At 70.0% G+C, this 13,328-nt stretch carries 13 protein-coding genes; 3 read left to right on the top strand and 10 right to left on the bottom strand.

What is annotated here, in order from left to right:
* Positions 1 to 11: 11 nt before the first annotated feature.
* The 5 genes from KYX17_RS30955 to KYX17_RS30935 all read right to left on the bottom strand — a co-directional run bounded on the left by KYX17_RS30955 (position 12) and on the right by KYX17_RS30935 (position 7,305).
* Positions 12 to 3,416, bottom strand: coding sequence for an error-prone DNA polymerase (locus tag KYX17_RS30955; protein WP_243233522.1), 3,405 nt, complete (start codon positions 3,414 to 3,416; stop codon positions 12 to 14).
* Entirely contained in the window at positions 3,416 to 4,954 is a 1,539-nt protein-coding gene (locus KYX17_RS30950; protein WP_243233521.1) for a DNA polymerase Y family protein, read from the bottom strand. Before KYX17_RS30950 ends, KYX17_RS30955 begins: the two co-directional genes overlap by 1 nt.
* Positions 4,955 to 5,638, bottom strand: coding sequence for a hypothetical protein (locus KYX17_RS30945; protein ID WP_243233519.1), 684 nt, complete (start codon positions 5,636 to 5,638; stop codon positions 4,955 to 4,957).
* A 141-nt stretch (positions 5,639 to 5,779) separates the two neighbouring features.
* Entirely contained in the window at positions 5,780 to 6,373 is a 594-nt protein-coding gene (locus tag KYX17_RS30940) for a cysteine hydrolase family protein (RefSeq protein WP_243233512.1), read from the bottom strand.
* On the bottom strand, positions 6,370 to 7,305 hold the full coding sequence (locus tag KYX17_RS30935) for an EamA family transporter (RefSeq protein ID WP_243233510.1): 936 nt from the start codon (positions 7,303 to 7,305) through the stop codon (positions 6,370 to 6,372). The genes KYX17_RS30940 and KYX17_RS30935 overlap by 4 nt, the downstream gene beginning before the upstream one ends.
* 40 nt (positions 7,306 to 7,345) lie before the next feature.
* Here KYX17_RS30935 and KYX17_RS30930 point away from each other — a divergent pair, with 40 nt between their 5' ends.
* Complete coding sequence (locus KYX17_RS30930; RefSeq protein WP_243233509.1) at positions 7,346 to 7,843, top strand: MarR family winged helix-turn-helix transcriptional regulator; 498 nt, start codon at positions 7,346 to 7,348, stop codon at positions 7,841 to 7,843.
* Positions 7,844 to 7,849: 6 nt separating this feature from the next.
* Here KYX17_RS30930 and KYX17_RS30925 read toward each other — a convergent pair whose 3' ends face one another.
* The 3 genes from KYX17_RS30925 to KYX17_RS30915 all read right to left on the bottom strand — a co-directional run bounded on the left by KYX17_RS30925 (position 7,850) and on the right by KYX17_RS30915 (position 10,459).
* Positions 7,850 to 8,347, bottom strand: coding sequence for an HNH endonuclease (locus KYX17_RS30925; RefSeq protein WP_137417646.1), 498 nt, complete (start codon positions 8,345 to 8,347; stop codon positions 7,850 to 7,852).
* Positions 8,348 to 8,646: 299 nt separating this feature from the next.
* The gene (locus KYX17_RS32170; protein WP_283818263.1) at positions 8,647 to 9,531 is read right to left on the bottom strand and encodes a M23 family metallopeptidase; all 885 of its coding nucleotides are present in this window, start codon (positions 9,529 to 9,531) and stop codon (positions 8,647 to 8,649) included.
* 226 nt (positions 9,532 to 9,757) lie between these two features.
* Positions 9,758 to 10,459, bottom strand: coding sequence for a metal-dependent transcriptional regulator (locus KYX17_RS30915; protein ID WP_243233507.1), 702 nt, complete (start codon positions 10,457 to 10,459; stop codon positions 9,758 to 9,760).
* A 96-nt stretch (positions 10,460 to 10,555) separates the two neighbouring features.
* Here KYX17_RS30915 and serC point away from each other — a divergent pair, with 96 nt between their 5' ends.
* Complete coding sequence (serC, locus tag KYX17_RS30910) at positions 10,556 to 11,668, top strand: phosphoserine transaminase (protein ID WP_243233504.1); 1,113 nt, start codon at positions 10,556 to 10,558, stop codon at positions 11,666 to 11,668.
* A gap of 109 nt (positions 11,669 to 11,777) precedes the next feature.
* Here serC and KYX17_RS30905 read toward each other — a convergent pair whose 3' ends face one another.
* Positions 11,778 to 12,566: a DUF3027 domain-containing protein gene (locus KYX17_RS30905; protein WP_308220995.1), complete on the bottom strand. Its 789-nt coding sequence runs from the start codon at positions 12,564 to 12,566 to the stop codon at positions 11,778 to 11,780.
* Complete coding sequence (locus tag KYX17_RS30900) at positions 12,550 to 12,933, bottom strand: cold-shock protein (RefSeq protein WP_137419171.1); 384 nt, start codon at positions 12,931 to 12,933, stop codon at positions 12,550 to 12,552. Before KYX17_RS30900 ends, KYX17_RS30905 begins: the two co-directional genes overlap by 17 nt.
* A 117-nt stretch (positions 12,934 to 13,050) precedes the next feature.
* On the opposite strand from KYX17_RS30900, the gene KYX17_RS30895 reads away from it, so the two are divergent.
* On the top strand, positions 13,051 to 13,326 hold the full coding sequence (locus KYX17_RS30895; RefSeq protein ID WP_243233500.1) for a multidrug ABC transporter ATPase: 276 nt from the start codon (positions 13,051 to 13,053) through the stop codon (positions 13,324 to 13,326).
* Positions 13,327 to 13,328: the final 2 nt, after the last annotated feature.

Genomic DNA, 13,328 nt, shown 5'->3' with positions numbered 1-13,328 from the left:
CCTTTGCCGTGTCATTGGAAGTCGCGCGAACGGTGCGAGACCCCCACGCGGAGATCCTCGAACGCATCCGCCACGAGGTTGGTGACCCCCTCCACCGAACGCTCCAGCATCCCGCGCACGATCAGCGCCGGCGAGTCGCGCACGATGCGTCGGTATCGGTTCCATACGCCGGTCGAGCAGATCACGTTCACCAGCCCGTGCTCGTCTTCGAGGTTGAGAAAGGTGATGCCGGATGCGGTCGCCGGCCGCTGCCGGTGGGTCACCAGCCCCGCCACCTGGATGCGTCGCCCCGACTCGTGGGCGCGCATCTCGCGCGAGGTCAGCACTCCTCGCGCATCCAACGCGGAGCGGTAGTGGGTCAGCGGATGGTCGTCGGTGGAGATGCCTGTCGCCCAGAGGTCGGCCGCGAGCGTCTCGTAGCTCGACGGGTCGGGAAACAGCGGCGGCTGCACCGCCATGACGGTCTCGGGGAGGAACTCCGCCCTGTCCTGCGCGGCGGTGCCGGCGGACCAGATGGCCTCGCGGCGGGTCAGCCCGAAGCAGTCGAAGGCACCGGCCGTCGCCAGCGCCTCCAGCTGCGCCACGGAGAGATCGCACCGGCGCACCAGATCGCGCATGTCGCGAAACGGCCCTTCTGCGTCGCGCGCGGCGACGATGCGGGCGGCGACCTTCTCACCGATGCCGGTCACCGCTGCGAGCCCCAGCCGCACCGCGAACGCGCCGTCGCGGCGATGCGCGGCGGACTCGTCGGGAGCCGCTGCATCGAATGGCCCCACGGGCGGCTGCGGGCCGCGGCAGGCGTCCATCCCCGTCGGCTCGGTGCTCTCCCCGAGCGGTTCGAGTCCGGCCTGGGCGCCCGAGAGCTGCACATCGGGTCGGCGCACCTCGACGCCGTGGCGCCGGGCATCCGCGGTCAGCGTGGCGGGTGAGTAGAAGCCCATGGGTTGCGCCCGCAGCAGCCCCGCGAGGAACGCCGCCGGATAGTGCAATTTGATCCATGAGCTCGCGTAGACCAGGAGGCCGAACGAGAGCGAGTGCGACTCGGCGAACCCGAAGTTCGCGAACGCCTGGATCTTGCGGTAGATCGCATCCGCGTCCTCGTCGACGAGGCCGTGGCGCGCCATTCCCGTGTAGAGCTTCTCCTTCAGCGAGTCGATCCGCTCCTGACCGCGTTTGGAGCCCATCGCCCGGCGCATGAGGTCGGCGTCCTCTCCGGAGAGATCACCCACCACCATCGCCATCTGCATCAACTGCTCCTGGAAGACGGGGATCCCCTTGGTGCGCTCGAGCACCGGGATGAGGTCGGGATGCGGGTACGTCACCTCCTCGTGGCCCAGCTTGCGGCGCACGAACGGATGCACCGCTCCGCCCTGGATCGGACCGGGCCGAACGAGGGCGATCTCGATCACGAGGTCGTAGAACGCCCGGGGTTGGAGGCGCGGCAGGAGCCCCATCTGCGCGCGCGATTCGACCTGGAACACCCCGATGGAATCGGCGCGACACAGCATGTCGTAGACCGCCGCCTCCTCCTTCGGCAGGGAGCGCAGCTCCCACGTCTCCCCCGTCGCCGCGCGGATCAGATCGAAGCAGTACTGGAGGGCGGAGAGCATTCCGAGTCCGAGCAGGTCGAACTTGACCAGTCCCATCCACGCGGCGTCGTCCTTGTCCCACTGGATGACGGTGCGCCCCGGCATCCGGGCGTGCTCGATCGGCACGACCTCGCCCACCGGCCGCTCGGTGAGCACCATGCCGCCGGAGTGGATGCCGAGGTGGCGCGGCGCCTTGAGCAGCTCAGTCGCATAGGCCACGACCTGATCCGGGATGTCGTGGTCGGGGGCGCTCTCGAGCGACGCACCCCAGCGCTCGACCTGCTTCGACCAGGCGTCCTGCTGTCCGGGCGAGAACCCGAGCGCCCGTGCCATGTCGCGCACGGCGTTCTTGGGGCGGTACTGGATGACGTTGGCCACCTGCGCCGCGCGCTCACGCCCGTACTGCTGGTAGACCCACTGGATGATCTCCTCGCGCCGATCGGAGTCGAAGTCGACGTCGATATCGGGCTCCTCGTCGCGCAGGCTCGACAGGAATCGCTCGAAGGGGAGGTTGTAGGCGATCGCGTCGACCGCGGTGATGTCGAGCAGATAGCAGACGGCACTGTTGGCCGCCGAACCGCGACCCTGGCAGAGGATGCCGCGCCGCCGGGCCTCCTGCACGATGCCGTAGACGATCAGGAAGTAGCCCGGAAAGTCCTTCATCTCGATGACCTCGAGCTCGCGCTCGATGCGCCGGCGCTGGTCTTCGGTGAGGTTCGGATAGTTGCGCGGCACTGCATCCCACACCAGTTGCCGCAGCCACGACATGGGCGTGTGCCCCTCGGGAACGGGGAGTTTGGGCAGCGCGGGTGCGGCCTTGCGCAGCGGGAACGCCAGCTCGTCGGCGAGTGCGACGCTGCGCGCGACCGCGCCGGGGTACCGGGCGAAGCGGGCCGCCATCTCGGCCCCCGAGCGCAGGAACGCTCCCCCGTGCGCGGGAAGCCACCCGTCGAGCTCGTCCATGCTGCGATTCGCCCGCACGGCGGCGATCGCCGCCGCCAGGAGCCTGCGCTCGGGCACCGCATAGTGCACGTTCCCGGTCGCGACGAGGGGCAGCCGGCGCTCGGCGGCGAGGGCTGCGAGCACGTCGTTGGTCTGGGTGTCGCGAGGATCGCCGTGATCGATGAGCTCGACCTGCACCGCATCCCGTCCGAACAGGTCGATGAGCAGATCGAGCTCACGCGCCGCCCCCGCCGGCCCCTCGAGCGTGAGCGCTTGGCGCACGGCACCCTTGCGGCATCCGGTGAACACGGCCCACTGCGGATCCTTCGGGCCACCGGACTGCTCGGCGAGCTCGGTCACGTCGTACACCGGACGCCCCTTCTCGGCTCCCCGCAGCTGGGCGCGGGTGAGCGCACCGGCGAGACGGTGGTATCCCTCCTGCCCACGGGCGAGCACCAGCAGGTGGCGCCCGACCGGATCGGGGCGGCCCTTCTGCGGCGCGGGCAGATCGAGTGACAGCTCGGCACCGAACACCGTCTGCAGCCGGCGGGGCTCCGCCGCCTCCGCGAAACGCACCGAGCCGTAGAAGCCGTCGTGGTCGGTGACGGCCAGCGCATGCAGACCCAGCCGCTCCGCCTGTTCGACGAGCTCTTCCGGCGAGGACGCCCCGTCGAGGAACGAGTACGACGAGTGGGCGTGCAGCTCGGCGTAGGGCACGACCTGCTCGGGGCGCTCGATCACCGGTGGCACATAGGGGCCGCGCTTGTGCGACCACGCCGGACTGTCGCCGCCGTCCGCCCCGGCAGGAACGGGCCTGGGTCGCCGCGCATCGCTGAGGGCGCGTTCGAGCTCCGACCACGGGACCGGCGGGTTGTGCCAGCCCATCAGTCGTACCTCGCCTCGACGCTCCAGCGGCCGTTCTCGTGCACGAGCAGCCAGGCGACCTGGGCCGCGTCGACGATCTGGAACCGGTGCGCAACCCGGCGGCGGGCCGCATCCCACTCCCGCTCGATGACCGTCCACGGCCCCGCCCACGAGAGCACCCCGCGACGGGCTCCCCCGACGGCGATGTCGGCGGGCGTTCCCGACAGCGCCCCGCGCTCATCGACGAGGATGCGGGCGCCTTCGGCATCACGCACCTCCGCCGGACGGGGCTCGGGGAACACCGTGGTCGGCAGCGGCGCCGGCAGCGAACCGGGCCAGGGCAGCGACACATCGCGCGGGGCGACCGCGCGGTCGCCCCAGGGCACCATCACCTGTCGCTCGTCGAGCCAGCGCCCGCCGGCGATGACCGGCGTCAGAACGCTCCGATGCCCGAGCATCGCCTGCACTCGCGAGAGCGCGTGATGCACCTTCTCGCGCTCCCCCCGCCCGAACAGCCCCGGCACGTGGTGAGCCTGGTCGTCGACGGCCTCGGGAGAGATGCGCACGCGGGCCACAGGACTGCGCAGTTCCTGCTGCTCGGCAAGCTGCCAGCGCACCCGGTCCACGACCGCCGCGGCGTCGAAGGTGCCCGGATGCAGCCAGACCCGTTCGCTGCGCTCTGCCCGCTCCGACTCGAGCTCCACCCGCAGCTCGGTGCACACCAGCCGCAGCGCGTCGAGACGCGCGATGAACTCCTCAGCCGCCACCCGCATCCCGAACGCCGCCTGCTCGGCGAGCTCGACCGGCGGCTCGAACACGACCTCTCGATCGAGTTCGGGCGGCACCTCGCGGGGGGTCACCGTGCGGGAGTCCGCTCCCGCGGCGAGCGCCTGAAGCCGAACTCCCTGCTCTCCGAGGCGATCGCGGATGCCGTCGGTCGGCAGTTCGGCGAACGCGCCCAGCGTGTGGATGCCCAGGCGCGCCAGCAGCGAGGCGAGCGAGGACTCGGCCCCGGCATCGTGCAGCAGCGTGGCGGGCAGGGGCGCGAGGAACGGGCCCGAAAGCCCCGGCGGTACACACCGGACCGGTGCCTCGGCGGTCGTTGCGGCGCGGGCAGCCTGCTCGGCGGTGAAAGGACCGTCGGCCACACCGATGCGGACGTCGCTCACCCCCGCCTCGTGCAGCGCCGCACGCAGCACATGCGCGGCCTCCTCCTCGCCGCCGTAGTACCGGGCAGGGCCCCGCGCCTTCAACGCGCACAGCCCGGAACGGATGATCTGCACGTGCGGCGCGAGGCGTTCGATCGCCGCCACGAGCGGCGCGAAGGCGCGGTGGTCTCGCGCCGCATCCATCGCCACGATCCGCAGGCGAGGACAGGCGCCCTGCGCGTCGCGGCGACGCTGGCCACGGCGCACCCCCTCGGCGCGGGCCGCGGCGGAACAGGCGACCACGACGTTCTTCTCGACGACGGCGACCGCCGCCGCCTCCTCGCCGCTCTCGCGTCCGAAGGCGACCACCGGCCAGTCCGGGATCCAGACCACGAGAGTGCGCACGGGCATCTAGCCCACCGCCCTCATGGGCACGGGAGCTGCGGGAGCGACGGGAGTGAGGGCGCCGTCGCGATCGGGGAGCATGAGTCGCGCTCGCCGGGGCACGGGCGAGCGGCGCGACTGCACGGCGATCGTCACCGTGCGAGACGACAGATAGCCGTAGCCGTCGCCGAGGCCGTCCCACCGGGAATCGACGATCTGCAGAGCGGCCTCCGCCTGCGGCCAGACCCCCTGCACCAGAAGGCTCGCTCCGCGATCGCGCAGTCGCGCCATGAAGCGGGAGGCCTCGGCATCCGACACCGCTCCGGCAGGCCGCACGGCGACCACCGGCATGACCTCGGCGAGGGTGGCGGCCACGGCGAGCCAGCGCGGGCCGGGCTCGGGGACGAGGACGAGGCGCTCGAGCGCCACACCCAGTCCCGCCGCGGCCTCGGCACCCAGCTCCGGCATCCCCACGGCCGCGCACCACGCCCCCTCGCGCGAGGGGCGTGCGAGCAGCGAGAGCAGCAGCGACGTCGAGGGGGCGACCGTGTACGCGGAGCCGGCGCGAAGCCCTCCACCCGGGAGGAGCTCCGCCAGCGCCGGATGCACCGGCCGCACGGCCGCATCCATCCGCCGCCCCTGAACGCGCTCGAGCTGCGCGCGGAGGCGGTGAACCTCACCCACGGCGTCTTCTCGCACGATCACCTTCACTCCGACAGGCTAGAACGGATGTTCTACTTCTTCAATGTCAGATTCGAAGATACGAACGAGTTCGGACATCTCCTCGCGAGGCGACCCGCGACGTGTGCACGAGGAGTGGGACAGGCGGCACCCTACGTGCCGCCTGTGACATCACCTCAGCGATCGATCGTGCACATCTCGCTCGGATGCGACGATCTCGGCCGTCGTCCGGATGCGGGCGAACCCGCCTTGCTGAAGAACGAGGGCCGTGGTCGCCATGATCTCCGCCGCCGTGCGCGTCACACGCCCCATACCGCTGATCTCGGCATCGAGATCGAAGGTGCGGGTCGCATCCCACACCACCGTGGTGTCGTATCCGAGATTGCCCGCCATGCGCGCCGTCGTCTCGACGCACATGTTGGTCTGGATGCCGCAGATCAGCAGCTCCCCTATGCCCCGCTCCTGCAACCAGGCATGCAGGTCGGGGTCGCCGTAGAACGCCGAGTTCACGCTCTTGGTGACCAGCAGCGCGGCCGGGGCCCGGTCGACGACATCGACGAGCGCGTTGCCCGTGGCGGTCGGATGCAGCACGGATGTCTCGCTGCGCGAGTCGTGACGGACCACGACGACCGGGATGCCCTCGAGCTCGGCATACCGCAACAGCGCGGCGACGTTCTGCTCGCACTGCGGATTCGCCGTCGGCCCCCAGAACTCCAGGTCGTCGAACCCCTTCTGCATGTCGATCACCACGAGCGTGCGCGTCATGTCTTCATCCCACCACGCGACACCGGCACCGGCGCCTCATCCGACTGCCGACCGGCGACCGATTCCTGCCGCCGCATGCAGCGGCGATGCGGCAGCACGCCCCACACCACACCGCCGAGCACCAGGACGAGTCCGAACACCTGCGCGGGACCGAACGGCTCTCCCGCGAGCACGACCCCCAGCACCACGCCGGTGACCGGGTTCAGCAACCCGACGAGGCCGACCGCGGCGGCGGGCAGCCCCTGGAGACCGGCGAACCAGGCAGCGTAGGCCACCGCTGTGCCGATGAGCATGACGTAGGCGAACCCGACGAGAGCCTCGGGCGTGAGGTGCGGGGGCGGCCCCTCCACGACCAGCGCGACGGGCACGAGAACGATGGAGCCCGCCAGCAGCTGCCACGACGTCATCGCGAGGGCTGGCACCTCCTGCCCCCAGCGCGAGGTGAGGACGAAGCCGAACGAGGAGGCGACCATGGCCCCCAGCGAGGCGGCGATGCCCCACGGGTCGATCGAGCCCGCGCCGACACCGAGCATGAGCACGACGCCCGCGATCCCGACCGCCGCGCCCAGCGCGGCGGCGACGCGCGGCCGCTGCCCCAGCAGCACCCAGGCGAAGAGCATGATGCATGCCGCCGAGGTGGACATGAGGGTCGCCGCCAGGCTCGAAGGAAGTCGCTGCCCGACGATGTAGATCAGCACGCTGAAGCCGCCGACGTTCAGCACTCCCAGCAGCAGGGACCGCCACCACCACGAGCCGCGCGGGAGGCGGCGGGCGAACAGCAGCACGAGCAGCCCCGCGGGCAGACACCGGATGACAGCGCCCCACAGCGGCACGTCGGGCGGCAGCAGGTGCCGGGTCACGACGTAGGTGCTTCCCCACGCGATCGGGGCGATCGCAGTGATGAGGACCCATCGTCGCCATTTATCTTCCATGGAAGGAAATACTATCTTCCATGGAAGATATTGTGGTCGCATGAGCGGAACCGAGGATCGCGTCAGCCGCATCCAAGACGACTGGCGACGGGAGCGTCCCGATCTCGATCCGTCCCCGCAGGGCGTCATCGGCCGCATCCACCGGGTGGGCATGGCCCTCACCCGCGAGCTCACCGCGGTCTACGCTCGCTTCGGGCTCACCGAGGCGGAGTTCGACCTGCTCGCCTCACTCCGGCGGGCGGGCGCGCCCTACAGCCGGCCGGCCGGCGAGCTGGCAGAGCACACGATGGTCACCTCGGGCGGACTCACCAAGCGGGTCGACCGACTCGTCGAGCGCGGCCTTGTCACGCGCTCAGGATCCGACGCCGACGGCCGGCGCCGCCTGGTCTGCCTGACGGATGCCGGGCGCGCGCTGATCGATGACGCCTTCACCGCCCACATCGCCAACGAACACCGACTGGTCCAGATGCTGGACGCACCGGATGCGGAGCAGCTCGCCCGCATCCTGCAGCACTGGAGCGAGCGGCTCGAGCGATAGCAGGGCTCAGGCGGCGAGCGCCAGGTACGGCTCCCACCGGGGATCGGCGCGCTCGGTTCCGCGCACGCTCCAACCCGAGCCGTGCGGCACGTCGGGCACGAGCCGCAGCGTCCACGACATCTCCTGCGGCGTGCGATCCCCCTTGACGTTGTTGCAGCGCAGGCAGCATGCCACCAGGTTCTGCCAGGTGTCACGCCCGCCGCGCGAACGCGGCAGCACGTGGTCGATGGTGGATGCGGCCTTCCCGCAGTACGCGCAGCGGTGTCCGTCGCGGCGCAGCACTCCCCGGCGGGTCACGGGCACGTTGCGCACGTTCGGGATGCGCACATAGCGGGTGAGGATGATGACCGCGGGCCGGTCATAGATCTGCGTCGTGCCCCAGATGGGCACGTCCTCGACGCGTTCGACGATGGTCGCCTTCTCGTTCATGACGAGCACGAGCGCTCGTTTGAAGGAGACGACGGCCAATGGCTCGTAGCCGGCGTTCAACACCAGTGTGCGCATTCCTTGTCCTCTCGAATGGCCCGGACGGCTTCGCGGATATTCGATTCGATGGACGCATCGGGGGTGCGGGGGCATGAAAAAAGGCGCTGTCTCATGGACAGCGCCTTGAACACACGGGAAACCCGTGAGTGTCGGTCACGTGATGCCGAAGGACGAGCAGACCGAGCGCATCCATGGTTCGGATGCGTGGTGAACTGCCCATCGGCGCCCTCCGCTTCTCTCAGCGTCGTGCCCTCAGGGTAGCCCACCGCGACGCGCCCGGGACGCGTGCTTAATGAACTCTCGGAATCGTGTCGGGGTCAGCCCGCGTTGGCTTGCAGCCAGGCGTACGGGTCGACAAGGCCGCCGCCGATGCGCACCTCGAAGTGGAGGTGGTTGGCGGTGGAGGAGCCCGTGCTTCCCATCAGGCCGATGATCTGGCCGGCCTCGACGTAGTCACCGGGGTTCACCAGGGTCTGGGTCATGTGGCCGTACAGGGTCGTGACGCTCTGGCCGTTGATCACGCTGTCGAGCACGACCGCGTACCCGTAGCCGTAGTACCAGCCCGCGACACGCACGGTTCCCGCGGCGGCGGCGAACTCGGGGGTGCCCGCCGCGCCGAGCAGGTCGACGCCCTGGTGGTAGCCGTCGGCGCCGAATCCGCGGCCGACGCGGATCTGCGACATGTCGAGAGGCCAGCGCACGGCACCGCTGCCGGGGGCGACCATGTTCAGGTCGATGTTGGCGGCGGAGAGGGAGGCGGCGGAACCGGCGGCGGCGATGCGCGCGGCGGCGGCTTCAGCGGCCTTCTTCTTCTCGACCTCTTCGGGCGTGGTCGCGCCGTAGCTGCCGCGGTCGAGATCTGCCGAGGTCACCGTGGAGGCGACGACGAGCGACTGCGGGTTCTCTGCAGCGACCTGCTCGATCGTGGCTGCATCCGCATTGCCGTTGAAGGCTGCGTAGGCGGGAAGGGCGACGGTCGCGACGAGGCCGCCGACCATGCTCAGGATCACGACGCTGCGCAGGGGCTTGCGGAAGCTGCGGCCGGTGCGGGCCGGACGGGCGGCGCGTGCGACAGCGGTCTTGGTGCGGGTCACCTGACCCTGGGCGGTACGAGCCAGTTCGCGCATGCTGCGGCGACTGGTCACGGGATTCGCGGCGGCCTCGGGCGCGCCTGCCGACGAATCGTCGTTCTGTTCAGCCAAATCATCCTCCGGCGCCTCTGCGCTCATGGCGCTGGCTCGTCGGCACTCGATGTCGGGGCACGATATGCGGGTTGCACCACACGGACGACGAGCCGGAGAGGCAATCCGTGCGGGATCCATCGGTGGGCTTCTCACCTGCGGACTGTCCGAGGCTACCCGAAGGTAACGAATAAGTCACGCCGGCGTGGGCCGGATCAATACCCCGACGGGCTGTGGAGGACAGCTCTCAGCGAGCGTCGGCGACGAGGAAGATGTGGCCCGCGACCTCGACAGGAAGCTCCAGCCCCTCCTCCGAACCGTCCATCTGCACGAGGACGTAGCCCTCGTTGTATTGGAACGATCCGGCGGCGCCGGGGACGACACCGGCGGCCCGCAGCTGCTGCAGGAGTTCGGGGTCGACCTGGGCGGGCTCGGCGAGGCGACGCACGGTGCCGGTGATCGGGCCGCCCTCGGCGTCGAGCTTGCGGACCAGACCCACGACACCCTCTTCGAACGTGGAGGTGGGCAGATCCCCCAACTGGTCCAGACCCGGAATGGGGTTGCCGTAGGGCGACTCGGTGGGGTGTCCGAGCAGCTCGACGAGCCGACGCTCCACCTGCTCGCTCATGACGTGCTCCCAGCGGCAGGCCTCTTCGTGGACGTACGCCCAGTCGAGCCCGATCACGTCGCTGAGCAGACGCTCGGCGAGGCGGTGCTTGCGCATGACGTCGACGGCCTTCTGCCGACCGGAACCCGTCAGCTCCAGCGAGCGGTCGTCGGAGACGATGACGAGACCGTCGCGCTCCATCCGACCGACGGTCTGCGAGACGGTCGGGCCGGAGTGACCGAGTCGTTCGCTGATGCGTGCACGCAGCGGAACGATGTTCTCCTCCTCGAGCTCGAGGATGGTGCGCAGGTACATCTCTGTCGTGTCGATCAGGTCGGTCATGAACGTGTCCTCGAAGTCATAGGGGCCCGAGGAGAGCCTATCCAACGTGACGATGGTCACGGCGGTCGGCGGCGAGCACGCCCCTAGAATCGAGCCATGTCCCACGTCGTGCTCCCTCGCGAGATCCTGCCCGCCGACGGCCGCTTCGGATGCGGTCCCTCCAAGATCCGCCCGGAGCAGGTCGCTGCTCTGGCCGAGCGCGGTTCGTCGCTGCTGGGCACTTCGCACCGCCAGGCTCCGGTGAAGAACCTCGTCGCGAGTGTGCGGGAGGGTCTCGCGGCGCTGCTGCGCCTGCCCGAGGGATACGAAATCGTCGTCGGCAACGGCGGATCGACCGCCTTCTGGGATGCGGCTGCCTTCGGCCTCATCGAGAACCGCGCGCAGAACCTGGTGTTCGGCGAGTTCGGCGGCAAGTTCGCCGCCGCTGCAGCCGCGCCGTGGCTGCAGGCGCCCGACGTCCGTAAGGCCGAGCCCGGCACGAGCGCCTCCCCCGAGGTCGTGGAGGGCGTCGACGTGTACGCCTGGCCGCACAACGAGACCTCGACGGGCGTCGCCACCCGGATCGCCCGCGTCGCCGGGGATGCCGGCGCACTGACGGTGATCGACGCGACGAGCGCGGCGGGCGGCATCGACTTCGACGTCGCGGAGACCGACGTCTACTACTTCGCCCCGCAGAAGAACCTCGGCTCCGACGGGGGCCTGTTCTTCGCGGCCGTCTCGCCCGCGGCGATCGAGCGGATCGAGCGCATCGCCGCATCCGGCCGCTACATCCCGGAGTTCCTGAGCCTGAAGAACGCGCTCGACAACTCCCGCCTGCAGCAGACGCTCAACACTCCGGCGCTGTCGACGCTGGTGCTGCTCGACGAACAGGTGCGCTGGATCAACACCAACGGCGGCCTGGGCTGGGCGGCGTCTCGCACCGCCGAGTCGTCCCAGGTGCTCTACGACTGGGCCGAGGCGTCGAGTGTGGCAACGCCCTTCGTCGCCGATGTCGCCGACCGCTCCCCCGTGGTCGTCACGATCGACTTCGACGAGAGCGTGGATGCGGCGGCCGTGGCCGCGAGCCTGCGCGCGAACGGCATCGTCGACACGGAGCCGTACCGCAAGCTCGGACGCAATCAGCTGCGCGTGGCGACGTTCACCTCGATCGATCCGGACGACGTGCGTCAGCTGACGCGCAGCATCGACTACACCCTCGAGCACCTCTGACCGGAGGGGCTCCGCACCCCCGCCGGGTGAGTACACGTTCGCCGGGTGAGCATTCGATGTGATGCTCACCCGGCGAACGGATGCTCAGTGGGCGTCGCCCGTGGCGGACTCAGTCCTCGGACTCGTCGTCGCCGGGATCCTCGTCCTCGTCCTCGTCGGAGTCGGACTCGTCGTCCGCGTCTTCCTCGGACTCGTCGTCGCCGGGATCCTCGTCTTCGTCGTAGTCGTCGTCGAGCTCGTCGATGTCGACGCCATCGACATCGCCCGCGTGCAGGATCGACTCGCCGCCGTCCTCCGCGTCGTCTTCCTCGTCTTCCGACTCGTCGAGGTCGTCCGCATCCTCGTCGGAGTCGTCGTGCTCGGCGTCGTCCTCATCGTCCTCGGCTCCCGCGGCCGCCTCCGCCGCCGCGGCCTGCTGGGCGTGATACTCCGCCAGGCGCGTCGCCCACGGCACCCACTCGGGCGCGAGGAGGGCACCGTCACCCGGCAGCAGCTCGACCTCGAGGACCGTGGGCTCGGCTCCCTCGACGCGCGCCAGCGAAACCGTCCAGTACCAACCCGGGTATCCGGCCAGGCGGTTCTCGAAGCGGAGCGAGACGACACCGTCGGGCTCGAGCGTGTACCCGGCCGCCGGCCCCACGGTCTGAGGCTTGGTGATCTCGTGGAGAGCGGAGAGCGCCAGCTCATGAGCGGCGAGAAGCTCGGCATCCGGCTCACGAGGCTCAACCTCGGGCTCGGGCTCAACCTCGGGCTCGGGCTCGACGGTGTCGGCATCGGCGATGGCGGCTTCCTCCGCCGCCACCTCCGTCACGACGGCTTCGTCGGCCTGCGCGACGAGCTCCGCATCGACGGCCTCGTCGGAGACCGGCTCTGCGCCGGACTCAGGCGTCGAGGTCATCGGCTACCTTGCGCAGCACCGCAGCGATCTTCTTGGAGTGCGACGACGACGGGTAGCGCCCTCGACGCAGGTCACCGCCGATCCCGTCGAGCAGCTTCACGAGGTCTTCGAGGATGATCGCCATGTCGTCGGCGGGCTTGCGCGCACGCTTCGCGAGGCTGACGGGGGCATCCAGCACCCTCACCGACAGCGCCTGCAGACCACGCTTGCCGTCGGCCACACCGAACTCCAGCCGCGTCCCGGGCTTGACCGAGGTCGTGCCCTGCGGGAGAGCCGTGGCGTGAAGAAAGACGTCCTGACCGTCATCCGAGGAGATGAAGCCGAACCCCTTCTCCTCGTCGTAGAACCTGACCTTGCCGGTGGGCATGGACACCTCGCTGCTGCTCTGCACCCGGAAATCGTTCGCGGGCGCGACGGAACGCGGATCGGAAGATCCCCTGGTTCCAGCCTACGACACCCCCGGCGAGGCGATAGGCTGATGCGGATGAGCAAGCCCACGCCCGACAGCGACCTCCCGGTCAGCCGCCTCGACCGCATCCTCGCGTTCATGGCGCTGGGGCTTCTCGCGCTCTCGGTGCTGTCGTTCCTGTCGATCATGATCAGCACCGCGATGGGCCTCACCCACGAGGACTACGGCACGGGCATCTGGCCCGCCGTGAGCGCCGTCGTATACATCGCTCCCCCGCTGGCATTCGTGCTCATGCTCACGGTCATCATCCGCGCCTTCATCAGAAGGGCTCGGGCGAACCGAGCCAGGTGACG

Source organism: Microbacterium sp. CIAB417, from assembly GCF_022788845.1.
This window is presented reverse-complemented; position numbering and strand designations above follow the sequence as displayed.

Coding starts and splice junctions, on each gene's coding strand:
- KYX17_RS30915 (WP_243233507.1), bottom strand. CDS start 10,459: ATGACCGACCTGATCGACACGACAGAGATGTACCTGCGCACCATCCTC.
- KYX17_RS30900 (WP_137419171.1), bottom strand. CDS start 12,933: ATGCCCACCGGCAAGGTCAGGTTCTACGACGAGGAGAAGGGGTTCGGC.
- KYX17_RS30935 (WP_243233510.1), bottom strand. CDS start 7,305: ATGGAAGATAAATGGCGACGATGGGTCCTCATCACTGCGATCGCCCCG.
- KYX17_RS30940 (WP_243233512.1), bottom strand. CDS start 6,373: ATGACGCGCACGCTCGTGGTGATCGACATGCAGAAGGGGTTCGACGAC.
- KYX17_RS30895 (WP_243233500.1), top strand. CDS start 13,051: ATGAGCAAGCCCACGCCCGACAGCGACCTCCCGGTCAGCCGCCTCGAC.
- KYX17_RS30905 (WP_308220995.1), bottom strand. CDS start 12,566: ATGACCTCGACGCCTGAGTCCGGCGCAGAGCCGGTCTCCGACGAGGCC.
- KYX17_RS30930 (WP_243233509.1), top strand. CDS start 7,346: ATGAGCGGAACCGAGGATCGCGTCAGCCGCATCCAAGACGACTGGCGA.
- KYX17_RS30925 (WP_137417646.1), bottom strand. CDS start 8,347: ATGCGCACACTGGTGTTGAACGCCGGCTACGAGCCATTGGCCGTCGTC.
- KYX17_RS30955 (WP_243233522.1), bottom strand. CDS start 3,416: ATGGGCTGGCACAACCCGCCGGTCCCGTGGTCGGAGCTCGAACGCGCC.
- KYX17_RS30950 (WP_243233521.1), bottom strand. CDS start 4,954: ATGCCCGTGCGCACTCTCGTGGTCTGGATCCCGGACTGGCCGGTGGTC.
- serC (WP_243233504.1), top strand. CDS start 10,556: ATGTCCCACGTCGTGCTCCCTCGCGAGATCCTGCCCGCCGACGGCCGC.